Source organism: Paenibacillus sp. NPDC093718 (assembly GCF_050279985.1).
GTDB lineage: Bacteria > Bacillota > Bacilli > Paenibacillales > Paenibacillaceae > Paenibacillus_AQ.
Genome location: NZ_JBNNUS010000003.1, coordinates 604,410 through 630,090, shown reverse-complemented (window position 1 = coordinate 630,090; position 25,681 = coordinate 604,410). Strand labels below are relative to the sequence as shown.

Annotated in this window: 24 protein-coding genes; 21 read left to right on the top strand and 3 right to left on the bottom strand. The window is 40.3% G+C overall.

The features are described 5' to 3' along the window. Nucleotides 1-2: 2 nt before the first annotated feature. Both ACQKPA_RS12670 and ACQKPA_RS12665 read right to left on the bottom strand, forming a co-directional pair. Nucleotides 3-1,952 carry an asparagine synthase-related protein gene (locus ACQKPA_RS12670; protein ID WP_427492662.1) on the bottom strand — a complete coding sequence of 650 codons (1,950 nt, stop codon included), beginning with the start codon at nucleotides 1,950-1,952 and terminating at the stop codon, nucleotides 3-5. 150 nt (nucleotides 1,953-2,102) lie between these two features. Further along, nucleotides 2,103-2,516: a VanZ family protein gene (locus ACQKPA_RS12665; RefSeq protein WP_427492660.1), complete on the bottom strand. Its 414-nt coding sequence runs from the start codon at nucleotides 2,514-2,516 to the stop codon at nucleotides 2,103-2,105. 521 nt (nucleotides 2,517-3,037) lie between these two features. Here ACQKPA_RS12665 and ACQKPA_RS12660 point away from each other — a divergent pair. The 15 genes from ACQKPA_RS12660 to ACQKPA_RS12590 all read left to right on the top strand — a co-directional run bounded on the left by ACQKPA_RS12660 (nucleotide 3,038) and on the right by ACQKPA_RS12590 (nucleotide 19,550). Continuing rightward, entirely contained in the window at nucleotides 3,038-3,790 is a 753-nt protein-coding gene (locus tag ACQKPA_RS12660) for a YveK family protein (protein WP_427492658.1), read from the top strand. Next, on the top strand, nucleotides 3,771-4,412 hold the full coding sequence (locus tag ACQKPA_RS12655; RefSeq protein WP_427492656.1) for a CpsD/CapB family tyrosine-protein kinase: 642 nt from the start codon (nucleotides 3,771-3,773) through the stop codon (nucleotides 4,410-4,412). Before ACQKPA_RS12660 ends, ACQKPA_RS12655 begins: the two co-directional genes overlap by 20 nt. A 275-nt stretch (nucleotides 4,413-4,687) precedes the next feature. Further along, the gene (galU, locus tag ACQKPA_RS12650) at nucleotides 4,688-5,578 is read left to right on the top strand and encodes a UTP--glucose-1-phosphate uridylyltransferase GalU (RefSeq protein WP_427492796.1); all 891 of its coding nucleotides are present in this window, start codon (nucleotides 4,688-4,690) and stop codon (nucleotides 5,576-5,578) included. 13 nt (nucleotides 5,579-5,591) lie between these two features. Next, nucleotides 5,592-6,290, top strand: a complete 699-nt coding sequence (locus ACQKPA_RS12645) for a sugar transferase (RefSeq protein ID WP_427492654.1) — start codon at nucleotides 5,592-5,594, stop codon at nucleotides 6,288-6,290. A gap of 24 nt (nucleotides 6,291-6,314) precedes the next feature. Further along, nucleotides 6,315-7,253, top strand: a complete 939-nt coding sequence (locus ACQKPA_RS12640; RefSeq protein WP_427492652.1) for a GDP-L-fucose synthase family protein — start codon at nucleotides 6,315-6,317, stop codon at nucleotides 7,251-7,253. Nucleotides 7,254-7,278: 25 nt separating this feature from the next. Continuing rightward, nucleotides 7,279-8,271, top strand: a complete 993-nt coding sequence (gene gmd / locus ACQKPA_RS12635; RefSeq protein ID WP_427492650.1) for a GDP-mannose 4,6-dehydratase — start codon at nucleotides 7,279-7,281, stop codon at nucleotides 8,269-8,271. Nucleotides 8,272-8,334: 63 nt separating this feature from the next. After that, a complete protein-coding gene (locus tag ACQKPA_RS12630) occupies nucleotides 8,335-9,687 on the top strand; it encodes an oligosaccharide flippase family protein (protein WP_427492649.1) in 1,353 nt (450 codons plus the stop codon). Between the two features lie 338 nt (nucleotides 9,688-10,025). Further along, nucleotides 10,026-11,189, top strand: a complete 1,164-nt coding sequence (locus ACQKPA_RS12625) for a hypothetical protein (RefSeq protein ID WP_427492648.1) — start codon at nucleotides 10,026-10,028, stop codon at nucleotides 11,187-11,189. Nucleotides 11,190-11,235: 46 nt separating this feature from the next. Further along, nucleotides 11,236-12,366 carry a glycosyltransferase family 4 protein gene (locus tag ACQKPA_RS12620; RefSeq protein ID WP_427492647.1) on the top strand — a complete coding sequence of 377 codons (1,131 nt, stop codon included), beginning with the start codon at nucleotides 11,236-11,238 and terminating at the stop codon, nucleotides 12,364-12,366. A 12-nt stretch (nucleotides 12,367-12,378) separates the two neighbouring features. After that, entirely contained in the window at nucleotides 12,379-13,569 is a 1,191-nt protein-coding gene (locus tag ACQKPA_RS12615; RefSeq protein WP_427492644.1) for a glycosyltransferase family 4 protein, read from the top strand. After that, entirely contained in the window at nucleotides 13,559-14,152 is a 594-nt protein-coding gene (locus ACQKPA_RS12610; RefSeq protein WP_427492642.1) for a WcaF family extracellular polysaccharide biosynthesis acetyltransferase, read from the top strand. Before ACQKPA_RS12615 ends, ACQKPA_RS12610 begins: the two co-directional genes overlap by 11 nt. Beyond that, the gene (locus tag ACQKPA_RS12605) at nucleotides 14,149-15,384 is read left to right on the top strand and encodes a glycosyltransferase family 4 protein (protein WP_427492640.1); all 1,236 of its coding nucleotides are present in this window, start codon (nucleotides 14,149-14,151) and stop codon (nucleotides 15,382-15,384) included. The genes ACQKPA_RS12610 and ACQKPA_RS12605 overlap by 4 nt, the downstream gene beginning before the upstream one ends. 27 nt (nucleotides 15,385-15,411) lie before the next feature. Then, nucleotides 15,412-16,797, top strand: coding sequence for a sugar phosphate nucleotidyltransferase (locus ACQKPA_RS12600; protein ID WP_427492638.1), 1,386 nt, complete (start codon nucleotides 15,412-15,414; stop codon nucleotides 16,795-16,797). Nucleotides 16,798-17,038: 241 nt separating this feature from the next. Then, complete coding sequence (locus ACQKPA_RS12595; RefSeq protein ID WP_427492636.1) at nucleotides 17,039-18,376, top strand: UDP-glucose dehydrogenase family protein; 1,338 nt, start codon at nucleotides 17,039-17,041, stop codon at nucleotides 18,374-18,376. Between the two features lie 19 nt (nucleotides 18,377-18,395). Further along, nucleotides 18,396-19,550, top strand: a complete 1,155-nt coding sequence (locus ACQKPA_RS12590) for a nucleotidyltransferase domain-containing protein (protein WP_427492634.1) — start codon at nucleotides 18,396-18,398, stop codon at nucleotides 19,548-19,550. A gap of 102 nt (nucleotides 19,551-19,652) precedes the next feature. Here the strand turns inward: ACQKPA_RS12590 and ACQKPA_RS12585 are convergent, their stop codons facing one another. Next, nucleotides 19,653-21,200: a hypothetical protein gene (locus ACQKPA_RS12585; protein ID WP_427492632.1), complete on the bottom strand. Its 1,548-nt coding sequence runs from the start codon at nucleotides 21,198-21,200 to the stop codon at nucleotides 19,653-19,655. A gap of 382 nt (nucleotides 21,201-21,582) precedes the next feature. On the opposite strand from ACQKPA_RS12585, the gene ACQKPA_RS12580 reads away from it, so the two are divergent. From ACQKPA_RS12580 to ACQKPA_RS12555, 6 genes are all read left to right on the top strand, one after another. After that, entirely contained in the window at nucleotides 21,583-21,879 is a 297-nt protein-coding gene (locus ACQKPA_RS12580) for a lasso peptide biosynthesis PqqD family chaperone (RefSeq protein WP_427492630.1), read from the top strand. A 2-nt stretch (nucleotides 21,880-21,881) separates the two neighbouring features. Further along, on the top strand, nucleotides 21,882-22,385 hold the full coding sequence (locus ACQKPA_RS12575; protein WP_427492628.1) for a lasso peptide biosynthesis B2 protein: 504 nt from the start codon (nucleotides 21,882-21,884) through the stop codon (nucleotides 22,383-22,385). Then, on the top strand, nucleotides 22,382-24,187 hold the full coding sequence (locus ACQKPA_RS12570) for an ABC transporter ATP-binding protein (protein WP_427492626.1): 1,806 nt from the start codon (nucleotides 22,382-22,384) through the stop codon (nucleotides 24,185-24,187). Before ACQKPA_RS12575 ends, ACQKPA_RS12570 begins: the two co-directional genes overlap by 4 nt. A 330-nt stretch (nucleotides 24,188-24,517) precedes the next feature. Next, a complete protein-coding gene (locus ACQKPA_RS12565; RefSeq protein ID WP_127594040.1) occupies nucleotides 24,518-24,718 on the top strand; it encodes a cold-shock protein in 201 nt (66 codons plus the stop codon). A 100-nt stretch (nucleotides 24,719-24,818) separates the two neighbouring features. Beyond that, nucleotides 24,819-25,061, top strand: coding sequence for a cold-shock protein (locus ACQKPA_RS12560; RefSeq protein ID WP_100539735.1), 243 nt, complete (start codon nucleotides 24,819-24,821; stop codon nucleotides 25,059-25,061). A 67-nt stretch (nucleotides 25,062-25,128) separates the two neighbouring features. Continuing rightward, on the top strand, nucleotides 25,129-25,356 hold the full coding sequence (locus ACQKPA_RS12555) for a helix-turn-helix domain-containing protein (RefSeq protein WP_427492623.1): 228 nt from the start codon (nucleotides 25,129-25,131) through the stop codon (nucleotides 25,354-25,356). The last annotated feature ends 325 nt before the right edge of the window (nucleotides 25,357-25,681 follow it).

Sequence of the window (25,681 nt, the reverse complement as noted above, 5' to 3'; positions counted from 1 at the left end):
TTTCAAAAGTTTTTTTGAAGAAATCGATACAGAATGAGGCTGCGCATTAGGAGTTTAATGGACGGGCAATAGGCTTGATTTGGATCCATTCCCTGACGGGCCTCCGATAGAGCTTCTTCGAGAACAGGCATGTTAATGAACTGCTGCATTCTAGAATCACGACTCAGATGATCCAGTTCATCGATAAATGCTGGCCAGTCACTTCGCATACGATGGATAGAATCGGCTGCCTGGATGCCTCTTGTTCTCTGGTTAAGCCGGATGGAATCGGGGAGCCAGCCTGAAGTAGAGCGTCTAATTAAAGCCCGATCCATGCCATTATGAACGAATTGCTCCATTGGCGTTGACAGGCAGAATCGAATAACGCGCAGATCATTGGTCGGATCGTGACTCCATACGGAATAACGAAGGGACAGTTTGCAGCCGCTTGACCCGGTGGCGCTCCACATGTTAACCCGGTTGAAATGCTGAGTTCTTGCTTCCAGTGGATCATCTGGAAGATCGTCTGTTGAACCAATTCCGGTAAACGCGCGATCCTGCAGCTTGTCGTAGATCCCTGTGCGTTCAGCAAAGTCAGAATGGATGAGCTGCGGCAACTCAGCTGATGATCCGGATGGCCTTATCCTTGTAAGGGAAGGCAATGCTCTACGGCAAAGGATGGAGTATAGCCGCTTACGTCCAACTCCAACGTTCCTGCTATACTGATTGATCTCGCGGGATAGATGGAGCCAGTTGAATTTTTTCATAAGTCGCGTGTAATACTCCATCGCGGGTCCCCAAGAGATGCTGTAATTCCCCCTTGCTCCATTCAACAGAATTCCGATCCCGCGCTGCTGCGCCTGCGCATAAATTCCTCTTAGCCAGAACGAATTATCAAAGAACTTATAAGGAGATTCCAGGATGTCAATCCAGTCGTCGATTTCCGTAAAGGGACTGTGACCTTTGAAATCCAAGTAATGATCATGGATGTTGCCCACAAACTGTACGGTTTGCTTGATGAGAGGCCTCTCGTCAGCGAATCTGTGTTTTGGCGTCCAATCTATGAATTCATCTTCCGGTATGTAGCTGAAGGTATGAAGCATCCGGTTTTCCTGCTGAAGCGCTCTGGCTGCAAAGCTTGCAACAGAGCCCGAATCCAAACCACCACTAAGATGAGCGCCGATTTGCAGGCTTGAACGACGAAGCCTTGAGGTTACGGCTTTATGAAATACCTCACGAAAGGCTTCTTCATACTCCTCGGACGAACGGAGCTGCAAAGGCTGCACATTAGCCAGGCTGTCATATCGGCTGATCAATAACCGGTTATGTGTAACGATGAAGGAGTGGGAAGGCGGGATCTGATAAATATGATTGTACACAGTGGTTGAAGCATCCGGGGGTTCGAACACACCGCGGATCGCCAGAAACTCGGCTAGCCAACGCTCGTTAAGCTCTTTATGTATATAAGGTAAAGTGAGCAAGGGAGTCATCATCGTACAGAAGGAGAATTGCTGCTCATCGTGATGATAATATAGCGTTCTTGCGCCTGAGAAATCCCTTGCTCCGAACAGCAGCTGCTTGCGTGCATCCCATATGGCAAAAGCAAAATCTCCGACCAGTCGCTCTGGCATCCGTTCGGACCATTTCTCATAAGCCTGCAGCAGAATTTCACTGTCTGTCATGTGCGGCCTGTGGACATGCGACACATGCAGCTGTTCCATGAGCTCATCCCGATTGTCTAAGATGGCGTCGGCCGTGATGGCAAGCCCGCGCTGCGGATCGTAATAAGGCAGTATTTCTTGTACGGCTTGCTCCGTAATCCATTGGGAATGAGACCCCATCATTATGTAATCCTGTTGCCAAACGGCGCTTTGATCGGCAGGATACTTGCTTAATGCCGACATGATGAGTTCGCTGTTATCCGTTGGAATCGGCTCTCCATGAAAACGATAAATACCCGCAAGTGCGCCCATTCGATCTTCCTTTCGTTGCAACTCATTACGACTAAGTAAGCATCTCATTGATACATTCCGTATCGTCATCATTATAATACAAGTATACAAAATGTATCAATACTTTTTTTAACCTTTTTGGTGGGTAGAATTGGGCGGCTTTAAATGGCTTCACCTTCTTGTGCGCCTTGAACTTTTGCGGAATAGGATCATACAGAGTAGGTAAGCAAGGAGAATGCCGAGTGAATCATTGATCACATCGTAGATTCGACCGCCTCGGAAGAAGAAGAGCTGGAGAATTTCAGTTAGCGCTGCATAGGCGACTGACCAGAAAAAGGCGGTCCTTCTCCTGCCAAAGTCGGATGCGAGAAGGGCAAGAATGAAGAACCCGATAAAATGCCCGATTTTTCGCAGAATCCAATCGCTGCTGTACCATTGGAAATCCAGTTTTGTAAGCTCGGACCAGTCGGGGGAGGGGTTGAACTGAAAATTTACAATATGGTACTGGATCAGGAGCTGGAAATTTAGAGAGCAAGTGAAGACGAACAAGGCCAGGGCCCATATTACGGTAATAATGATGCGCATAATATAACTCCTTTTTAAGAAAAGCTCTCAGTTTGGAATATATGTGTGATGGAAAATTAATTTAGATACAAAACGTATCTACAGGTGGATATCATATATCAGTATTTGTATGAGTTCAAGTTAAAGATAAACTGCTTCCGCACTCGGTAACGAGTTCGTAATTTGAAATGTATGAACTAGGGACGAGAGCAAGTCAAGTTTTTTACAAAACTCAGTAATGTGCTAGAGGTAATCATAAAGTTAGGTACGGACAGTTGAATTTATTTCTTATATATAAGTAAGCGTTAACATATTATCCACATCAACCGTTGCGTTACAAAACGTGTCTTTTTATAGAGAAAGAAAAGAAAGTTCTCCTTGACATGATACAAACTGTATCGTAAATTATGGAATATAAATTATACAAATTGTATCGAAGAGTTGCAAATTATGAACGATGCATGAATGTATAACCGGTAATTAAATAAAAAAACGAGATCAAAGTATTGTAGAAACTTGAATCCTACGGGGGGCAAACGCAGATGGAACTCAAACAGTATTTTGGAGTCATACAGAAAAAATGGTGGTTAATCGCGATTATTGTGATCGTTGCAATGGCTGCAACCGGAGTGAAAAGCTACTTCTTTACAACACCGATCTATGCTGCCAATGCCAAGCTGATCGTGAACCAGTCATCTGGAGAAGGGGGAGGAACACTTAATACGAGTACAATTCAAACAAGTATATTCCTTATAAATTCTTACAAAGAAATTATCAAATCCTCAGCTATTATGAACAAGGTTGTTGAGAAATTTCCTGATCTGGGACAGACTGCGGGGCAATTATCCGCTAGGATTTCCGTTACATCGGCAAATAATTCACAAGTTATGAACTTGGTGTACGAGGATACATCCTATGCCAAAGCCGCTGAAGTCGTAAATGCGGTCTCGACCGTGTTTAAGGAACAAATCCCTCATATTATGAAGGTTGATAATATCACTATTCTAAGCGAAGCGGATATGACAGCCACCCCTGGACCTATCAATTTCAACCCAATCATGAATCTGTTAATCAGCTTTGTTGTTTCGTTGATGGTGGCAATCGGACTGATTTTTCTTTTAGATTATCTGGACGATACGTTAAAAACAGAAGCTGATATTACCGAGATGCTGGACGTACCCGTACTTGCGGTCGTAGGTAGAATCACGAAAAGTGACCTGAAAAAAAACGCCAGAATGAAAGCATTACAAAACTCAAAAGTAGGTGACGGTCAGCATGCGACGCTCAACCAATGACAGCAGTTTAATTGTATCTACGAATCCGAAATCCCCTATATCAGAAGTGTATAGGCTACTTCGAACAAAAATCCCTTTTTCCTCAAAGGATATGGAATTAAAGACGATTATGGTGACTTCATCCCAGACTGGGGAAGGAAAAAGTACAACAATCAGCAATTTGGCCGTGACTTATGCACAGGAGGGGAAGAGAGTCCTTCTTATCGATGCCGATTTGCGCAAGCCTTCTTTGCACCGTATTTTCTCACGTTTAAACTACCAAGGCCTAAGCACACTATTAGCAGGGCAAGCGAATACAGATGAAGTCATTCAGGAGACATCGGTCAACCAACTTTCACTACTTCCTTCCGGGCCAGTACCTTCGAATCCGTCGGAGCTTATGGATTCCATCGCGATGCGTAATCTTCTGGATCAAATGAAAGAGCAATATGACGTTATTCTCATGGATACGCCCTCTGTACTATCTGTTTCAGATAGTGTCATAGTTAGCGCCTTATGCGATGGCATTATTATGGTTGTTGCTGCAGGCAAAGTGAAGAGGGAAAGGTTGAAGAAAGCCCAAGAACAATTAACACATGTAAACGCCCGAATGCTTGGCATTGTAATTAATCGGGTAGTGTGAAAATTTCCAAAAAGTCAATAGAGCTAACGGAAGTAGTAATAAGGTAATGTCTACTGCACCTTTTTCACTGTAGACACTCGGTCATGCTGTGGGTCTTAAAGACCTTAGACATTATTGTCGATGGTGTGATGTGAGGATGGGTTAAATGCCCTTTTTAGAGAGTTTAGCTATGTTCTCTTCCTGATTGAAGAGTGTATAGCTAGGCTGTTCTACTACATAGACATTCATATTGATAAATGTATAAAGAATAAACAGAGATGGGTAGTGAATGAATGATGAAGAAAGTGAAAAAAGCGATTATCCCTGCAGCAGGTCTGGGTACTCGTTTCTTGCCTGCAACAAAAGCCATGCCAAAGGAGATGCTTCCAATTGTTGACAAACCCACTATTCAATATATTGTGGAGGAAGCAATAGCTTCTGGAATTGAGGACATTATTATTGTGACTGGTAAAGGGAAACGTGCCATCGAAGATCATTTTGACCATGCGTTTGAGTTGGAAAACAATTTGTTTAGCAAAGGGAAATTTGAATTGCTTGATGAAGTGCGCCGTTCATCCAACGTGGATATTCATTATATTCGTCAGAAAGAAGCGAAAGGACTTGGCCATGCTGTATGGTGTGCCCGCAACTTCATAGGAGATGAACCGTTCGCTGTGCTCCTTGGGGATGATATCGTACAGTCCCAGAAACCCTGTATTCGGCAGTTGGCAGAACAGTTTGAACAATTACAAAAATCCGTGATTGGAGTCCAAACTGTGGCGTATGACCAAACGCATCGTTATGGCATCGTAGCTCCCCTGGACAAAATGAACCGTTTATATAAGGTGAATTATTTTGTAGAGAAACCTCCTACAGGCCAAGCCCCATCCCAGTTGGCAATTATGGGAAGATACATATTAACTCCTGAAATATTTGAATTTCTCGAAGATCAGGAGGAAGGTGCCGGTGGGGAAATTCAGTTGACGGATGCAATACAAAAGCTGAACGAGGCCCAGGGCGTATTTGCATATGATTTCGAAGGGGTCCGTTATGATGTTGGTGAAAAGCTTGGATTTATAATGACAACAGTTGACTTTGCCCTTCAAAATGAGGACTTGCGTAAACCATTACTGCACAGTTTGGAAACTATTCTCGAACGAGAACATCTGGGTAAAATAAATCGCTAATGAGGTGAACGAAGTGTCTCCCACTCCTCAACGAAATGATATAGAAGTTGTTCTCGAGGGGAACTCGATATATACAAATTATGCTCAAGAGAAGCAAAAAGGCAAAGTTTTATATCGTATGATAAAGCGGACTATGGATTTCATTTTTGCCCTGATGGGGCTTGTTCTATTGTCACCACTCTTTCTAATCATATCCATACTAATTAAGTTAGAGGATCCGAAAGGATCTATTTTTTTTTATCAGACCCGTATCGGTAAGGATGAAAAGGCATTCCGAATGTACAAATTTCGCTCTATGGTTTCAAATGCAGAAGAATTGTTGGGGGAATTACTGGACCAGAATGAGATAAGTGGCGCTATGTTCAAGATGAAAGAAGATCCGCGTATTACAAAAATCGGGAAATTTATTCGCAGAACCAGCATAGATGAACTTCCGCAGTTATGGAATGTAATTCGGGGTGAGATGTCACTTGTAGGACCACGACCAGCATTGCCTAGAGAAGTTGATCAATATAGCAGCTATGACAAGCTGCGTTTGAGCGTTATTCCTGGGTGCACTGGTTTGTGGCAGGTAAGTGGGAGAAATAATTTGAGTTTTTATGAAATGGTAGAGCTGGATCTAAAGTATATCGAACAAAGAGGAGTCATTACAGATATAAAAATTATTTTAAACACAGTAAGGGTCTTATTTGGAACTAAAGATGCATTTTAATGAAAGGTAGGAGTTGATCATAATATGGAGTTAGATTCAAAAATTTATGTTGCAGGACATAATGGTTTGGTGGGGTCTGCCATTCTAAGAGCATTACAAAGTAGTGGGTACCATAATTTGGTGTACCGTAACAGTTCCGAATTGGACTTAAGGGATAGAGGAGAGGTCCTTAACCTGTTCCAGCAAGAGAAGATTGATTATGTGTTTCTAGCGGCAGCTAGGGTGGGCGGAATTGCAGCAAATAATGACTATCCTGCCGATTTCATAAGAGATAACTTATTTATTCAAACTAATGTTATTGATGCAGCCTATCAATTTAATGTCAAGAAACTCTTGTTCCTAGGTTCTACGTGTATATATCCTAAATTTGCTCCACAGCCACTTAGAGAGGAATATTTACTTACTGGTGAATTAGAACCAACGAATCAGCCCTATGCCATTGCTAAGATAGCGGGCATTAACATGTGTCAGTCTTATAATCGTCAATATGGAACAAAGTATATATCCGTAATGCCTACCAATATGTATGGTCCGCGTGACAACTTCGACTTGAAGACTTCTCATGTGTTACCAGCATTGATACGAAAGTTTCATGATGCAAAAGAAAATAACATCCCTGAAGTAGAAGTGTGGGGGACAGGAAACCCTAGGCGTGAGTTTCTTCATTCAGATGATTTGGCAGAGGCGTGTTTATTTCTAATGGAGCATTATAACGAAAGCGAAATAATTAATGTAGGCGTTGGTCAAGATATCTCCATTCGAGAACTGGCCGAACTCATTCGGTCCACTGTCGGTTATGACGGAGGAATTATGTTCAATAGCACTATACCTGACGGGACTCCGAGAAAATTGGTAGATGTGACGAGGATAAACAATCTTGGGTGGAAAGCCAAGATTTCTTTGGAGAGCGGATTACGGTCCGTGTATCAAGCGTTTCAGAAGGAATATTTAATCAAACAATAACCGTAGTCCGTGGGAGGGAACATACATGAAAAGAGCGTTAATCACCGGTGTTACAGGGCAAGATGGTTCTTATTTAGCTGAGCTTTTATTAGAAAAAGGATACGAAGTATACGGTTTGCGAAGACGCACAAGTACCCCCAATTATGAGAATGTTAATCATATCAAAGATGAAATCAGATGGATCTCTGGAGATTTGACTGATATGGCATCTCTAATTGAAGCGGTAAAAATTTCAGATCCGGATGAAGTGTACAATCTGGCTGCTCAATCATTTGTAGCAGCATCCTGGCCGCAACCTATAGCTACTGGACAATATACGGCCATCGCAGTTACGAATATGTTAGAGGCTGTTCGAATCATGAAGCCGGAGGCTAGATTTTATCAAGCATCTAGTTCTGAAATGTTCGGGAAAGTAGTAGAAACCCCGCAGAAAGAGACGACCCCCTTCTATCCGCGCAGCCCATATGGTGTGGCAAAAGTCTATGGCCACTGGATTACTGTAAACTACCGTGAGAGCTTTAATATGTTCGCTTGTTCGGGCATTCTGTTTAATCATGAATCTCCAAGACGTGGGCTAGAATTTGTCACAAGAAAAGTCACTGACGGTGTAGCCAGGATAAAGCTCGGACTTCAAAATGAGCTCCGTATGGGAAACTTGGATTCTCTTCGTGACTGGGGATTCGCGGGGGATTATGTGAGAGCAATGTGGTTAATGTTACAGCAGGATGAGCCAGATGACTACGTAATTTCTACTGGTGAAATGCATACGGTTAAAGAACTTCTCGAGGTAGCATTTTCTTATGTCGGATTGGATTATAGAGATTATGTTGTAATAGATCCCGAATTTGTACGCCCAGCTGAAGTAGACCTTTTGCTCGGTGATTGTTCAAAGGCGAAAGAAAAATTAGGTTGGGAACTTGAAATTGGATTTGAAGAGCTGATTCAAATGATGGTTGATGTGGACATGAGAAGAGTTCACACACAGATAACGAATAAGGAGAGACTGTTATCTATCTAGACGTTTATCAAATTTACCGGTTAGTTGCAAGTTGTATAAAATTTAGAGTGGAGCACTCATTTTATGAAACTAATAGATAGAATAGCATCTATTAAAAAAAATAGGGATTTTAATAATGTGCTATTTAGTATTTCATCCTATTTTATAACGCCCATCGTAATCATCATAACAACACCAATGCTTTTAAAAAACCTAGGAAGTGCCAATTACGGAATATGGGTGCTGATTAACTCGCTGATTAATATACTTGGCATATCTAATTTCGGTTTAGGTAATGCATTCATTAAGATTGGATCGGAATACGAGTCGTCTGAAAATGATTCAATGTTTAATCAATTATTTTCTGTAGCGTTCACACTCTCAATAATTTTGTCGCTTGTCATAATTACACTAACACTGTTATTCGATACTTTCGTATTCCCAATGTTTTTTGGAACTTCTGATGTGAATTCAATCCTTCCAGTCATTCATTTAATAGGCGGTGTTGTAGGGCTAAGAATTATTAATAGCGTAATCTCTGGGTCTTATATGGCAAAGCAAAGGTATGATATCAACAGCAAGGTAAATATTGTCTACAACGTATTAACATCTATTCTTTTTACAGGACTTGCACTTATTTATAAAGATATTAAATTACTGGTTATATTTTTATTCATTTCAACCGTGTTGCTTTTGCTTATCAATGCCTTTATAGCAAAAAAAGTTAACTCCAACCTACTCTTCAGACTTCGATTAAACCGATCCATATTTATGGAAATTTTCAAGTATGGGATTTATTCGTGGCTTCAAATGATAATCAGTGCATTAAATAATCAAGCTGATAAACTTGTCATCGGCTCATTATTAGGTCCTAGCGTATTAGGGTATTATGCGGTTTGTATGCAACTTGTTATAAAGATACATGAAATCCCAGCTGCTGCATCCGCATTTTTATTTGCGAAATTTAGTTCATTATATGAGAGTAAGCAAACCGCACAGATAAGGAAAGTTTACTCAATAGCATTTATGTGCAAATCAATATTCATTATTATTGCATCCCTCGTTGCTTATGTGTTTGCACATTCAATCTTAACGTTATGGATTAGTTTGGAATTTGCCAATCTTCATACTGATCTTTTCCGCTTGCTAGTTCTTTCAGTAGCTATCGGAGCTTTTGCCATAATTCCAAATTATTATTTGAATGGAACAGGGTTCATCAAAATTAACACAGCACTTTCGTTATCAACATCGGTATCCATTTTCACCATAATGTCTATACTCATTCCTTATTTTGGGGATTCTGCTGCAGGCTTATCAAGATTTGTTGCAATACCACTTGTTGTATTCTCAATTATTTTTGTTAACAGGAAAATATCGAATGGGAGTGTGAATACAGAAGAAGGCGGTGTTATCAAACAATCCTCATTGCTTGGATAATTAAGTGCTCATAAGATATAAATCAATGATACACTGCAATAATTTATATGATGGATTGGTGAAAAATGATGAGAATTTCCTTACCCGCCAGAACAGATTCATCTTATTTGTATAAATCACAATTAAAGGTCATTTATTTGCTAGTTTTGTTTGCAGTCATCGTGCACTCGATTATTTTTATTCAATACGATCTGTATTTAAAGACAAATCTGCTGATGTCTTACATTATGTACATAATTATTGGGTTATCCAATATTATCGTTACATCAAAAGGTATAACCTGGGACAAAATAGTGGGATGGTCATTTTTCGCATATTCTGTAGGTGTGCCGTTATACTTGTTAACCGATGGTGGATTGGAAGGGTTTATCGGCACAAAAATACACTTCAATGAAGTTTATACATTTGCTACCGTATCAGAATCACTGTACTATAATTGTTTATTTCTTTCTTTATTTTACTTCTCCTATTTCTTATTTAATAAAAAATCAACTAAGGATATAGAAGATACTACACATGAGAAAGTTGACCTGGCTGCAAAAAAATATAATTATTTCCATTCGAGGTTTTTCATTCACTATTGGCTGTTAGCAGCGATGGGTTTGTTCTTTTTTGGCTTATACAAAATAGATTATCTTAGTGCAATTAGCGCAGGATATAGTTTAAAGAATGTTGGATACGTATATTTGTTTACTGCAGTATTTGCTATCGACATAGGGACATTAATTCTAATACGAGTGACAGGTTTCCAAAAAAAATATTTACTGTTTGCTGGATTATTTCATTTATTATTGTTTCCTCTAGGAATAAGGCAATTAACATTCACCTTTATATTCCAGATCGTATTATTGTATAAGTTGGTAAATTACAAAAGGAAATTTAAAGCCAAGGAAATTATTTTTGGGATCTCGTTATTGTTATTTCTAGGCTTGATCGGGATGATAAGAAAATCAGGGGGGGAACAAGCCTTTACTTTCCTTTCTCTACTGAAGGCTCCGATCCGATTTTTCTTTTACGAAACAACTTTTAACTATATTAGTTTTCTGAAGTGTATAGAGCTGTTTAAGGAGCATACAATAAGTTTTTTATACGGAAAAACGTTACTGGATCCTATCGTGGAACAGGTCCCATCCTTTATCTTGAACAACAAAAATAACTATCAGTTTTTTGAACGGTTTATTATGGAGAATGAAGCGTTAGAAAATTTAAAACCGGTCGGTACCGCTCATTTACTTACAGAGCTTTTTGTGAACGGTGGAATGACTTTTATCGTAATTTTTTCATTCGTCATCGGATATGTCTCCAATGCGCTAAATAATAAGATGAGGAAGGTTCTGGAATCAAATCATTATATTGGGCAGATTTTATTTGCTGCTGTTATTCCTTTCGTCATTATCCAACTAAATAGAGGTGGACTATCCGTATTAACGAAGCTTTCTTTTCAATTTGCAATACTTCCTGTGATAATATTCCTGCTTTTTCGCAGAAGGATTAGGCCATAGTTCTTCCGGTCGCTTAAGGGAAGAGATATTATATTGAGGTGAGCATATGATCAAAACTCTTATCCTTACGAATACGATTGCTCCTTACAGGATTCCAGTCCTTAATAAGCTAAAAGAGAATAAGGAAATTAAGTTAAAGGTTTGGTATTTGGAAGAGCGTGAAAGAAATCGGCAATGGAATATAAACCATCAAGAAATTAAATACGATTATCAATGTTTACCTGGAGTTCATACATATATTCAGAAATTGGATATGGGTGTGCACATTAATCCGGGTATTTTTTTTAAGTTGATTCGAGAAAATCCGGATGTAATTATTACTTCCGGATATGACTCGCTTGGATATTGGTCTGCTCTCGTATATTGTCGACTATTCAGAAAAAAATTTATTGTATGGTGGGGGAGTACTCTAGATAGTAGCAGGGTGCAGAACACCATTGTAAATCGGGTTCGAAAGTTCTTTTTTAAGTCAGCGGATTCCTTTGTAACTTACGGTACTGAATCTGCAAAATGCCTGAAACATTATGGCGTAGAAGAAAGGAAAATAGTTGTCGGCTACAATACGGTGGATGTGAGATATTATCGTAACAAATATTATGAGAGCCTAGTTAATGAAGGAATGGACTTCGTTCAGAGCGATAAGATCAAGATGCTATTTATTGGTCAACTTATTGAGCGTAAAGGATTAGATCAAATTATAGATGCTCTTCGATTGCTGAATAATTCACAATGGGAATTAAGAATTGTGGGTTCTGGCCCCGATGAACAGAAACTGAAACAAAAAGTTAGGGAGTTTGGTTTAGAAAAACAAATCTACTTTGAAGGATATAAGCAAAAGGAAGAACTGACGAATTATTTAGTTCAGAGTCATTGTTTGCTGTTTCCTTCATTAATTGAAGTTTGGGGCTTGGTTGTAAATGAAGCACTAGCTTCAAATACATTTGTACTCGCATCTAAATATGCTGGAGCAACAAAAGATATTATTCTGGATCAACAGAACGGTTTAATCATTGATCCGATGGATGAGAATGACTTGCTGAGGGCTTTTCATTGGTTGATGGATCATCAAGATTATGTACGTACTGGTTGGAAAATGAGCTTAGGTTTATGGAGAAAATTACATCCTGATTCTTATGCTAAAGCTGTTTCAACAGCGATTAAAAAGGTCATTTCGTGAGGTGTGAGAAAAATGAATAACATACTTTACATTCAGCCTTATGCTAGTCACGTTGGCGGAGTGGATACTGTACTGCTTCAACTGGTTCAAGGATTGGATAAAAAAAAGTTTAAACCTTATGTCGTATTACCTTCCCCAAGTCCGTATGTTGAAAAGTATGAGGCTGCCGGTGCAGAGGTGATTTTTACTACATTAGCTGTTTTTGGCAAACCGACGGATTCCACGTACTACATTCGTAATGCAATAAATTTGTTTCGATCCATGAAAGCCCTTAGAGTCATTATCCAAAAGAATAAAATTCATATTATTCATTCTCATAAGATGGAACTGATGGGGGGGAATATTGTTGGAAAGCTTCTAGGCGTTCCGACCCTCCAAACCGTTCATGAATTGCCTAGAAAGCCTCTATTTGCTTATAAATGTGTAGCCTACCTGAATCATTTGTTTAATGACAAAGTAATCGTTTTATGCGACAGAAGTAAAGTAATGTTTAAGTGGGGAAAAGGCTATTCGAAGAAGCTTATTAAAATTTATAATGGCATTGAAATCAAGAAGAATTCTGAGAATAAGCTTGAAACCAATAGAGTGAAGCAGGAATTAGCATTAAATAGTGGAGATAAGATTGCTGTTACTGTGGCAAGACTTTCTCCTATGAAGGGAATAGAATACTTACTTAAAGCAGCGCACATTACTAAACAAACAAACCCAGATATAAAGTACCTGATTATAGGTGACGTAGCATTTGAATCAGAGAAGGGGTATAAAGAACAATTACAAACTTTAGCCAAGGAATTAGATTTGAATAATGTTTACTTTTTAGGGCTTCGCAGAGATGTTCCTGAGTTATTGTTGCAAGCAGATTTGTTTGTACTTCCTTCTGTATACGATATATTCCCAACCGTTATTCTTGAAGCGATGGCAGCATCATTGCCGATTGTAGCCACAGATGTTGGAGGCGTTCCCGAAATGGTTACTCCCGATATAGGGTGTTTGGTGCCTCCGAAGAATGAAGAAGCTCTTGCTGAGGCAATTATGCATATCTTTAAAAATGTGGATAGGAATCAATATGGTATTCATAGTAAATCGCGAGTTCTAGAGCAGTTTACTCACGAACAATATTTGAATTCAACATTAAAAGTGTACAATACTTTGTTAAACAGAGAAACCATTTCTAATGGGAGAAAGATAGCCCATGAAAAATAACAGGATTAGATTAGATCAGTATAATCAAGATGGCTACTCAAGAGGAAAGAGTGGGTGGTTTATATTACTTTGGTGGCTTGTTCAAGGGAGCCTATTTCGATTCTCGTTACATCCTATGTATCAATGGCGTAATTTTCTTTTACGTTTATTTGGTGCTCGTATAGGGAAAGGAGTTCAAGTAAGACCCACAGCAAGATTTACATATCCATGGAAGGTAACTATTGGTGATTATTCCTGGGTTGGTGATCATGTCGAATTCTATAGCCTGGATCATATTGAAGTGGGTGAGCATTGCATAGTATCTCAAAATTCTTATCTGTGTACGGGAACTCATAATATTCATGATGTTAAATTCGGATTAATTACAAAACCCATAAAAATTTGTGATGGTGCTTGGATTGCAAGTGATGTATTTGTTAATCCCGGTATAACAATTGGTGTAATGTCGATAGTAGCCGCAAGAAGCACGGTCACCCGTGATGTACCCTCAAATGAAATTCATGCTGGATTACCCGCGCGGTTCGTTAAGAATAGATTCGAAGTGACGGAAGAGATACAACGATTGAAAGAGGTTCTAATATGAAGCAAAAAATGGTTTTCGTAATCAATTATTTTTATCCTGACTATGCATCCACCGGGCAACTTTTAACAGAACTTTGCCTTCATTTACAACATGATTTTGAAATAACCGTTATTGCGGCTCAGCCGGAAGAAGTTACGGGGGAACAACACATAAGGAATAGGTTCGTGAAAGATAAATTGGAGAATATTGAAATTATAAGAATTCGGCTTCCCAAGCAAGACAAGCGGAGTAAATGGAGTAGGTTGCGATATATTGCGGCTTATTTTTTTTATGCAAATTTATGTGTTTTTAAGCAAAAGGATATTCAGATTCTCTATACGATCTCTACACCCCCGATATTAGGTGGGCTGATAGGATCCATAGGTAAATTATTCAAACGGGCCAAACATATTTACAATATTCAGGATTTTAACCCTGAACAAGCGGAGGCAGTAAGCTATATAAAAAACAAGTCCCTTTACCGAGTTGCGAGATGGCTGGATACAATGAATTGTAAATATGCGGATCATATAATTACTGTAGGCCACGATATGCAAGAAACATTGTATAAAAGATTTGCTAACCAGGCAATTACCAATAGCACGGTTATTAATAATTGGACGGATGAGCAAGAGATTGTTCCTCTGACGAAAGATCATCCTAAAGTCCACGAATTCATAAAGAGTAACGGTTGGGAAGATAAGTTCATTATTATGTATTCGGGAAATATGGGCTTGTATTACGATTTAGAAAACTTGATAAGGATAGCAAAGGATTTATCCAATTTTGATGATATTGTCTTTTCTTTTATAGGAGATGGGGCAGTGAAATCCAAAATGGAGTCCTATGTAAGACAAAATAAATTAAGAAATGTTTTCTTTTTACCATTTCAACCGAAATCAGAGATTAAATATACATTGAATGCGGCAGATGTGCATTTGGTAGTAAACCAAAAAGGAATTAAAGGGGTTTCGGTGCCCAGTAAGATTTATGGTGTCATGGCTGCAGGTAAGCCGATCTTAGGGGTTCTTGAAAAAGGTAGTGAAGCAAGTTTATTAATTAAAAAAAGTGGGTGTGGTGTTGTTGTGGAACCACAAAACTATTCGATGATAGTGAAGGAAATAAGATCTTTCTATGAACTTGAACGTAATGTGTTAGAGAGCACAGGCTTACAAGGAAGAGAATATTTAGAAGAGCATTTAAGAAAAGAACAATCGTTGGATAAGTATCGTAGTCTCTTGATATCAATATAAAAATGAGGAATATAAGGAGGCGCGAAAATGAAATTAGTTCTGTTGTCCGGGGGATCCGGTAAAAGATTATGGCCCCTATCTAACGATGCGAGATCCAAACAGTTTCTTAAAGTGCTCGAAAATGGAAACAACCAGCTTGTTTCCATGGTTCAACGTGTATGGGGACAAATAGAAGGAAATGGTCTGGCAGATTCCTGCTTCATCGCCACCAGTAGCTCTCAAATTGAAATTATGCGAAGTCAAATCGGAAATGATATTCCTCTTATTGTAGAACCTGAGCGGAGAGACACATTTGCGGCTATTATGTTGGCATCAACTTTTTTGTATTCTCATGCAACAGTTGGGCTGGATGAAGTGATTGTCATATTGCCGGTTGATCCTTATGTAGAGAATCATTTTTTTGAATCGATAAAGCAACTAGAGGAGGTACTGAATTGCTCTAATGCTGACATAGCACTTATTGGAGTACAACCAACGTATCCTTCTACGAAGTATGGATACATCATTCCTACAAAAACCGATGAATATAATGAGAAAAGATTAAACGACACATATATGTCAGTTAGTCACTTTCAAGAGAAGCCAACGGAAGCAATGGCAGAACGTTTGATAAGTCAAAATGCACTTTGGAACTGTGGGGTATTTGCGTTTAAGCTTGGATATGTTATTGAGTTGCTGGAGCGAAAAGGACTGCCTATTCAATTCGAAGAGTTATCCAAGCAATACAATAAGCTTCCCCAAATTAGCTTTGATTACGAAGTGCTGGAGAATGCGTCTGAATTAGTGGTTCTTCCTTATGAAGGTTATTGGAAAGACCTTGGCACATGGAACACACTAACTGAAGAAATGCAAAACCATCAAATTGGTAAGGGAATCATAAGTGAAGACTGTTCTAATACACATCTTATTAATGAAATTGACATTCCGGTTTCAATACTTGGGTTATCCAATATAGTTGTAGCAGTAAGTCCAGACGGTATTTTAGTATCCGACAAAAGTGCAAGCCCTCGTCTAAAAGACTTTATCAATTTCGACCAGGGCCCGATGTACGAGGAGCGGCAGTGGGGATCCATTCGGATTTTAGACGATAATCAGTACGAAGACGGACGTTGTGTAACAACCAAACGGGTAAGCATTCAAAAGGGCAAAAATTTGAGTTATCGAATGCATACAAGTCGGGAAGAGGTATGGACTATTGTAAAAGGCAAGGGGGAATTTATCCAAAATGGAAATTTTATGGAGGTAAATGTTGGAAATGTCCTTCATACTCCTATGAAAACCCTGCACAGTATTAGGGCTCTATCTGAATTGGAAATCATCGTGGTTCAGAGTGGAGTCAAACAAGAGGAGAATCAAGTCGTTGAGCTATACCATACTTGGGATGAAATAGCACAACATTGCATTAAGATTTAGTCATGACAGCGTTGGGCAATTTAATTGCAGCTTGTTGATCAGGTAGTTGTTTGTAAAATTCAATAGTATTTATCTATTGGTATGAGTATTCAAGCCTTTAATCTTGATTCTGAAAAGATGAGGCAGGGGAATTCATGCTTTTTTGTCGTGTCTCGCAATAGAAGCATAAGTAGCTATAATGCTTATATTTTGACTTGTGAAAATAGTGCTACAGCTAATTATTTTAGGAGGGGCTGGTAGAATGAAACTGGCTGTGATTGGTACGGGATATGTCGGATTGGTATCGGGAGTGTGCTTTTCAGAACTCGGAAATGATGTTATATGTGTCGATAAGGTGGAAGCTAAAATTGAGATGCTCAATCAGGGAGAAGTACCCATATATGAACCAGGTCTGAAACAACTCATAGATAAAAATAGAACTCAGGGGCGTCTGCGTTTCACGACAGATCTAACTGAAGCTGTCCAAACATCAGATATCATTTTAATTGCGGTAGGAACCCCTTCGCTAGCTAGTGGGCAAGCAGATTTAAGTTATATTGAGCAAGCCGCTAAGGAAATTGGTAATTCACTAAATGGTTTTAAAATCATTGTCACCAAGAGTACAGTACCCGTGGGTACAAATGAGAAGATACAGAACATTATCTCTACACACTCACTTTTCCCATTTGAGGTTGCCTCTGTTCCTGAATTTTTACGGGAAGGAACAGCGGTTCAAGATACCCTTTTTCCGGACAGAATTATTATTGGTACTTCTGATGAATGTACAAAATTAAGGTTAATTGAACTCCATGCCCCTTTAACAAGTAATATATTTGTAACGGATATTCGAAGTGCGGAGATGATTAAATATGCTTCGAATGCGTTTCTTGCCACCAAAATTTCATTTATTAATGAAATCGCTAATATATGCGAAAAGGTGGGAGCTGACGTTACAGAGGTTGCCACTGGAATGGGACACGATAAACGAATCGGCACTTCATTTTTGAAGGCTGGTATTGGTTATGGCGGATCATGCTTTCCGAAAGATACTCAAGCATTAATTCAGATTGCAGGGCAGATGGATTACGATTTTAAGTTATTGAAATCGGTTGTAGAAGTGAATCGTGATCAACGATTTAATATGATTAGAAAACTCGAATCAGTTTTAGGGGAGCTAGCAGGAAAGACGATTGCTTTGTGGGGGCTTGCTTTTAAACCGGAAACAGACGATGTAAGGGACGCACCTGCTTTTGAAATAATAACTTCTCTTTTAGAGAGAGGAGTAAATGTAAAAACTTACGATCCGATTGCAACAGATAACTTTATCAAAAGCTATAATATTGCAAACATAAAATATTGCCAAGATGCACGTGAAGCAGCTAAAGACGCAGATGCATTATGCATACTAACAGAATGGGGGGAATTTCAAAAAATTGCGCCTTCTCTTATTCAGTCATGGTTGAAACAACCTTATTTAATTGATGGTCGAAATATTTATAGCGAAGAAGAACTTGCAGAAACCCAACTGAACTACTATTCCGTAGGAAGACCAAATATGAACAAAGGTGTTAAGGAAATGAGTCCTATTTTATTAATGTAATTAGAGAGAGGTTCTTTCTATGCTTAGTGTTATGAGTGTTGGTAAAAGTGATCTGTCAGCTGAACTGTCTTTCATGCTCTATATATTACGCGAAGACGTAACCTTGGAAGAAGGGAAGATGCAAACGTATATTTCCGATATCGATTGGAGTAAGTTCCTAAATTTAGTGATGCATCATCGCGTGTATCCTTTGGTATATATCAAATTGAGTAATAATGGTTCAAGATTAATTCATGAAAACGTTATGTTAACGCTTCAACAACTATATAGGAAAAACACAATAAAGATGTTACAGTTAACGCGAGAATTAGGAACAGCTTGTAAAGCGCTTCAAGACAATGGAATTCGATCAATGGTGTTAAAGGGTCCTGTGCTTACTCTTCAACTGTATGGAGAGTTATCTCACAGAACCTCTAAGGATTTAGATATCCTCATTGATTCCAGTGATGTTGAGAAAAGCAAAGAAGTATTAACTCAACTCGGGTATCGTCCGGACAATACAGATGCTCACTTATTTTGGAAAAAGAAATCGCATCATATTTCCTTCATTCATTCAGAACATGCTACTCAAATAGAAGTTCATTGGCGACTTAATCCCGAAATAATAAAATCACCTTCATTTGAAGAGCTTTGGCAGAACAAAAAAACAATGATGATTTATAGCCAGCAATTTAACCAATTAGGGAATGAAGATTTATTGGCTTATCTTGCTGATCATGGTGCTAGACATGGATGGTTTCGCCTTCGCTGGTTGGTCGATATGGATCGATTGTTTCACAATCAAATAGATCCCTTCAGACTGCATAACTACTTCAAGCTATATGGAGGGAGAATTTATGTAGAACAAGCCGCTCTATTGAGCAAATTGTTGTTATCGTCTAAAGTTCCTATAGAAATAAAATCGTTAGTAGTGAGTGAGAAAGCAGTCGAACTGGCTCAAATGGCTTTGGAGGGAATAAAAAATAGTACTGATCTACCACAGGCATCTAATCCTAAATACAAACGAAGCATGGTTTCAGCATTGACCGGAAAACAGAAATTGCACCTCTTAATGAAGAGGCTTCTCCCAAGTTCCTTGGACGCAGAAATGCTTCCTTTATCCAAGCCATTTTATTTTCTATACATTCCACTTCGGCCTTTCTTATGGTTTTGGAGGCTATTGAGAAAGACTTAATTTAAATCTAGCGAGTCCCTAATTAGAAAAAGTCTCTTTATGGGCACCATGAATCGCATTTTGATTATTGCCATGCTAATTTGCTCATCGTGCCCTTTTTCTTTATAAATCCAGACCGAGTAATGGAGTAAATGTAGCTCCTGCTGCTGCTACGTTTCCTGGACAGTTAAAGATAATTGTGATTTTTGTGTTGGTTGATGATTGTGCTTGATCTCTACTCCCCGTTTCACCTACTCCCCAATGCACAGAGGTAATATCACATGTTTCAGAGAAATTTTGCCCTCCAGGTATAGAGTCTTTTATAACATAGTTGAGGCGCTTTATTACGCGGGACTGTTCACTTCCACCAACACATGTAATCAAGGCAGTGGATATGCATTTATATCCCGTATTGCTAGATGATCCAGGGGCAGTTGTAATAACCATCATGGCAAATCCGAGTTGTCTCTGCTGTTCGAGTGTATTACCGGTAAGTTGCTCAATATCAATGGTTATCATTGCTTTTCCATTTGTTGATTTTGAAGGTATTAATTGTCTCTCACTTATGCCGAAAGTACGCCTGAACTTACGATAACCACTAGAAAAGAAGCGTTCTAATCGGGAATCGAGCCTTTTATAACCTAGTGTTTGGTAGACAGAGTCATCGAAGTCAATCGATATATAGGGGGTATATGGTAACAGATCGGGATTAAACGAAGGTGCGCATGATACAATTCCGTTTAGCAAATCAGTGAATCCAAAACAATTTTTAATGCTAATTCTATTAGGGAGGTTAAATAAAATAATATTGGAATCCCTTGATCCTGATGCTGAAGAAAGTAAACAATTCTGTATAGAAATCACATTACCTTCGTTCTTTGCTAAATCAAGGACAGGGGGCATGAAATTATATACAATTGGATATCCTCCTCCTCCTTCAGCTCCAAAGCGTGCCCCATCAATGAATAAACCACTATGTTGTCCTGAACTTTCATAGCAATCGATCCACCTAGGATTCGATTCAGATTGTGGTGGGAGTGGTACGAAAATACCCCCTCTAATGTTAAGTAACCCATCGTTATAGATAGCTGCTCCATCTGAGCCATTATGAGTAATCCAGCAATCATTCATTGAAGCCATGTCACAATAGTTTTTTAAGAAAACGGATGTTTTCCAGGATCTGCAATCATTTATTGTTAATATAGTACTCCGACTTGATTTGAAACTCCCTGTATCAACTCCAACGTTGCACATGTGAAAGTATAGGCCTTCCAGTTGGATATTAGATACATCAACGTTACCTGTAGTAATATGAAGTGCAGTGTTGTAACCAATAAAGCTAAGATTTTTTGCTCTGAATTGGGTTGCTTGATTCGTTGCATCGATACAATCAACTGAGTTATCGCTGGGGCTGGCTACCAAGTAGGTTTGCCCTTCTGACACAAGGTAGATGCCTTTGTATACCTTAATAGGTGCGCTTGTTATATACTTCGCCGCTTTAAATACGACCGATATGGCATTACTGTAATATGCACTTCCTCCAATGGAATTCTCTCCAGTAATTTGTTTCTTGGCATAATCAATCGCTCGTTGAATTCTTTGCGTATCGTCGTTCTCATTTACGTCCCTGGGGAAATTTTCAACATAAACATTACCTGGCACACTATTCATATCTTTACCAACCCCTCACTAATTGTTGTTATCGTAAGCTGGGTAAGTACATTGAATTTTGTAATGAATGAACAAATAATTATTTATATTGAATTACATTAGTGTATTACTGATGAGGTTAATTAGTGTTAACTGATAAATAGGCAATTAACGATTTACTGTTAGTAATTAGCCGTGATAATGGATATGTCGAATCCAAGAATATAGTATTTTTTTATATATAAAGTAAGAAGTGCATTTTAATAACCGTAAAAATATCTAGTTATATTGATTTGTTAATTGATTGTTGTTATAAAGTAGGATTTTAATAGCAGGTTGTATACAAATTGGTATGCCGTTGTTATAATTGATACAAATTGTATCTTTCATAATTAAGGAGGACATGTCCATGAGCGTTGATTTCATAACGTCTGAAGATTTGATCGTGCAATCCGAAGGTTTCCTCGTCAGTGATATGGATGGCGAGAAGGTGATGCTGAGCATCGAAAACGGCAAGTATTATAATCTGGGACGGATTGGTGGGCGGATATGGGAACTTATTTCGTCTCCTGTTACGATCTCCAACATGGTGGACCAATTGGTAATGGAGTATGAGATCGAGCCAGAGCTCTGTGAGCAGCAGGTACGATTATTCCTCAAGCAATTAGCCACGGAAGGTCTTGTTCAGGTGGATAAATAGCAATGAGCCTTTACCGGAAAGCACGCCGATTCATGTCTTATCCTGTTAGCATGAAGCTTATGTTGGCAGAAGCTTATGTTTATCTGGCCTGGGGAAGGGTGTTTAAGATGTTTCCTTTTCAAAAGGTATCCCCTTCTCTGGGAGAACATATGAAGGAGACGCCGTATGTTGGCTATACGGAGCAGGAGCTTTCGCTTGTCCGCCAAATCTCAAGAGCCGTCCATACCATGAGCCGTGTCACATGGTGGGAGAGCCAGTGCCTGGTTAAAGCCGTTGCCGCGATGAAGATGCTGGAGCGAAGAGGGATTCCGAGCACGCTTTATCTGGGAAGCGGCCGGGACGACAAAGGAATGATGGTGGCCCATGCCTGGCTCCGCTGCGGCTCTTATATTGTAACGGGGAGAGAAGGGCACGAACGGTATGCCGTCGTCGGTATATTCGGTAAGGATATGAGGGCCGGAGACTTGAACTTGAAGCGGTCATCCGATAAGGAGTTTTTACATTGAAGGATCTCTTATATTTTATCCGTAAAATGCATGGGATGGCCGGGTTTAAGCTCTACCTCAATATGAGTATGATCCTGGTCATCAGTGTCCTGGACGGCATCGGCATCTATTTGATCGTCCCGCTTCTCGGTGTCATTGGCGTATTCGAGACCGATTTGAGCGGGGTGCCGCTCGTTTCAACCTTGATGGACCTTGCGGGTTCATGGTCATTGCAGCTCAATTTGCCGATGGTGCTGGCCCTCTATGTTGTGATTGTAGGCGGGCAGGCCTTGCTCCAGCGCAGCCAGAACCTGTTAAATGCAAAAATACTGCAGCGATTCATTCGCAAACTGCGCATGGAAACGTATCAAGGGCTGCTGCATGCCAAATGGGAATTTTTCCTTCGCCACCGCAGGTCGGACTTCAACCATGTCATGACCAATGAGCTCGGGCGCGTGAATCAGGGCACGTTCCTGTTCTTACAGATGGTCTCGTCTTTCTTGTTCACGGTTATTCAGATCGGCCTTGCCCTATGGCTGGCTCCGCTGCTGACTCTCATCGTCCTGTTGAGCGGCGGGCTCCTTGCCCTGTTCGGACGCAGATTCATCCGGCGATCGAAGCGGATCGGCGAGCAGACCACAGAGCTGTCAAAATATTATTTTGCGGGCATCAGCGAACATTTCAACGGCATCAAGGATATCAAGAGCAACCGGTTGGAGCCGTTTCATATGAACTGGTTTGACAGGCTGTCGCGAAAGATGGAGCATAACTTCATCCAATTTGGCAAAATCAATTCTTTGTCCCAGCTGATTTATCGGCTCTCGTCCGTCTTGCTGGTAGCCGGGTTTGTGTATTTGGCGCTGGAAGTGCTGCGTACGCCTGCCGAGCAGCTGCTGATGATCGTTCTTATCTTTTCGCGCCTATGGCCTAGATTTATCAGCATTCAATCGAGCACCGAGCAGCTCGTGTCGAATTTCCCGGCCTTCCGGGCGATTCGCGAGCTGCAAGCGGAATACGAGGAAGACAGGGAGATCGCCGAATCGGTTCCGATGACCGGCGGTGAGCGACTTCAGCTGCAGCGTGGAATCGATTGTCGTCATGTAGACTATCGGTACGATGCCTCTAGCCCTGTCTATGCTTTACGAGATATCAACTTACATATTCCGGCCAATCGCATGACGGCCATCGTCGGCAAATCAGGCGCGGGCAAGAGCACGCTTATCGATCTTCTTATGGGACTGATCCAACCGGAGAGCGGGCAGGTTCTTGTGGACGGCGTTTCCATGGAAGACGAACGTCAACTGATGTCGCTCCGAGGGGGGATCGGATATGTGGCGCAGGATCCTTTTCTGTTCAATGAGAGCATTCGGGATAACCTGAAACTGGTTGCTCCCGATGCCTCGGATAACGAGCTGTGGGAAGCGCTGAGGTTTTCAGCCTCCGACGAATTCGTGCACGGGCTTCCGCTAGGCCTCGATACCGTCATCGGTGACCGAGGTATCCGGCTGTCCGGGGGAGAACGTCAGCGGATTGTGCTGGCGAGAGCTATCTTGAAAAAGCCTTCGATTCTGGTGTTGGACGAAGCAACAAGCGCGCTCGACAGTGAGAACGAGCAGCGGATTCAGGAAGCGTTGGAACAGCTGAAAGGGAGCATGACGATCATCGTGATCGCTCACCGGCTCTCCACCATTCGCCATGCGGACCAGGTCATCGTGATGGAGCAAGGGCGGGTTATCCAGCAGGGAGGTTATCAGCAGCTGTCCCAGGATCACAAAGGCACTTTCCGGCAGCTGCTCAGTTATCAGACAGGTGCTCAGATGTAACCACTGATGGGATCGCATAACTATGCTGGATTCATAATACGTGTATAAAGCTGCAATCTTCGGCCATTTCCCGGTATTCTGCCGGGGAATGGCCTTTTTTGCGCGGAAACTTTTGTTTGGATGGCAGGAAAAATTCATTCGCGTTGTAAGAATGAAATAAGACGTTTGCTATTTCAGATCGAATGGGGTATAATAAGTTTATTGGGATTTTGACCTGAGATTCACATATTGCAGAGGGTTATTATTTTGATTAGGAACCTTGTGCAATATGTGAATTTTTTGTTTTTTAACCAAAAATGAGAAAATCATATAAATTTAGGAGGTGTTTCTATGCAAACAGGAACAGTAAAATGGTTTAACGCAGAAAAAGGCTTTGGTTTCATCGAGGTTCAAGGTGGCGAAGATGTATTCGTACACTTCAGTGCAATCACTGGTGACGGCTTCAAGTCGCTTGATGAAGGACAACGTGTTGAATTTAACGTAGTTCAAGGCAACCGCGGACAGCAAGCCGAGAACGTTGTAAAACTGTAGATTCGAGAAAAAATCCCCAAACGTACCGTTTGGGGTTTTTTTTATAATAGAGCTCAACCAGCATGAAGGCGTTAAAAATGTAGCTAAAGGGGGAAGTTCATTGTCTTATTCTTGGAATAAACCACTGGAAAATCTGCCGGAAGAGATGACCGCGATCTGGTCTTGTACGAAGGAAGGGTGTAACGGTTGGATTCGAGATAGCTTTTCGTTCAAGGAAGTTCCCGTTTGTTCACAATGCGCGTCATCCATGGTCAGCAGCAATAAAATCCTGCCGATCCTTGTTTCGTCGGATCAGCAGATCAAGCTTTACCGTAAGAACCAGCGCAAGGATACCAAATCGTAGGGAGCAGCTCTCACGGCTCCTTCACCATTTTGTTTTATTCGTTGCGTTAAAGAAAGGTTGAGATCTCATGCAGGTGTTCGAAGATTGGAATTTAAAGGTGAAAAAAACGTTTAATGCAACCAGTAATGAAGAAGTATTAACCGTTTCTGAGGCAGGTCAATTGTTAGGTTTGTCCAAAGATCAAATGAAAAGCTATGTCGATCAGAATAAGCTGACCAAAGTTCCGATCATGAGAAGCGTGCATCGATACCTTTTGTTGAAAAGTGAAATCGAACGTATTGTGAATAAACGGTAACCTCAGCTGTTTGCCGCTCTTGCAAAAGACGGTGTCGAGGCTATCTTCCATGATGTATCGAATTTCCTCAGTCTCCCATATATATAATGTGTAAGGCACCCTTTAGGGTGCCTTTTTCTTGATCTAAAGATTCGCCACGATCTCGGGCTGCTTGATGACGGTAGGTACCATATAGTCCAAAGGTCAAAAAAGGTCAAATCGAAAGATCGAAACGAATTCATTCGGAAAATCAGTGGAAAACACGCTATTTTAGTCCTATTTTCTTCGTAATCGGTTTTGGCATATATTCGTTCAAGGCATATAATAAAGGCGTAAGGTCAAATAA

Bases quoted from the DNA above. Each gene is read 5' to 3' on its own strand.
- ACQKPA_RS12670 (WP_427492662.1), bottom strand. From the start codon at position 1,952: ATGGGCGCACTTGCGGGTATTTATCGTTTTCATGGAGAGCCGATTCCA.
- ACQKPA_RS12665 (WP_427492660.1), bottom strand. From the start codon at position 2,516: ATGCGCATCATTATTACCGTAATATGGGCCCTGGCCTTGTTCGTCTTC.
- ACQKPA_RS12660 (WP_427492658.1), top strand. From the start codon at position 3,038: ATGGAACTCAAACAGTATTTTGGAGTCATACAGAAAAAATGGTGGTTA.
- ACQKPA_RS12655 (WP_427492656.1), top strand. From the start codon at position 3,771: ATGCGACGCTCAACCAATGACAGCAGTTTAATTGTATCTACGAATCCG.
- galU (WP_427492796.1), top strand. From the start codon at position 4,688: ATGAAGAAAGTGAAAAAAGCGATTATCCCTGCAGCAGGTCTGGGTACT.
- ACQKPA_RS12640 (WP_427492652.1), top strand. From the start codon at position 6,315: ATGGAGTTAGATTCAAAAATTTATGTTGCAGGACATAATGGTTTGGTG.
- gmd (WP_427492650.1), top strand. From the start codon at position 7,279: ATGAAAAGAGCGTTAATCACCGGTGTTACAGGGCAAGATGGTTCTTAT.
- ACQKPA_RS12630 (WP_427492649.1), top strand. From the start codon at position 8,335: ATGAAACTAATAGATAGAATAGCATCTATTAAAAAAAATAGGGATTTT.
- ACQKPA_RS12620 (WP_427492647.1), top strand. From the start codon at position 11,236: ATGATCAAAACTCTTATCCTTACGAATACGATTGCTCCTTACAGGATT.
- ACQKPA_RS12615 (WP_427492644.1), top strand. From the start codon at position 12,379: ATGAATAACATACTTTACATTCAGCCTTATGCTAGTCACGTTGGCGGA.
- ACQKPA_RS12610 (WP_427492642.1), top strand. From the start codon at position 13,559: ATGAAAAATAACAGGATTAGATTAGATCAGTATAATCAAGATGGCTAC.
- ACQKPA_RS12605 (WP_427492640.1), top strand. From the start codon at position 14,149: ATGAAGCAAAAAATGGTTTTCGTAATCAATTATTTTTATCCTGACTAT.
- ACQKPA_RS12600 (WP_427492638.1), top strand. From the start codon at position 15,412: ATGAAATTAGTTCTGTTGTCCGGGGGATCCGGTAAAAGATTATGGCCC.
- ACQKPA_RS12595 (WP_427492636.1), top strand. From the start codon at position 17,039: ATGAAACTGGCTGTGATTGGTACGGGATATGTCGGATTGGTATCGGGA.
- ACQKPA_RS12590 (WP_427492634.1), top strand. From the start codon at position 18,396: ATGCTTAGTGTTATGAGTGTTGGTAAAAGTGATCTGTCAGCTGAACTG.
- ACQKPA_RS12585 (WP_427492632.1), bottom strand. From the start codon at position 21,200: ATGAATAGTGTGCCAGGTAATGTTTATGTTGAAAATTTCCCCAGGGAC.
- ACQKPA_RS12580 (WP_427492630.1), top strand. From the start codon at position 21,583: ATGTCCATGAGCGTTGATTTCATAACGTCTGAAGATTTGATCGTGCAA.
- ACQKPA_RS12575 (WP_427492628.1), top strand. From the start codon at position 21,882: ATGAGCCTTTACCGGAAAGCACGCCGATTCATGTCTTATCCTGTTAGC.
- ACQKPA_RS12565 (WP_127594040.1), top strand. From the start codon at position 24,518: ATGCAAACAGGAACAGTAAAATGGTTTAACGCAGAAAAAGGCTTTGGT.
- ACQKPA_RS12555 (WP_427492623.1), top strand. From the start codon at position 25,129: ATGCAGGTGTTCGAAGATTGGAATTTAAAGGTGAAAAAAACGTTTAAT.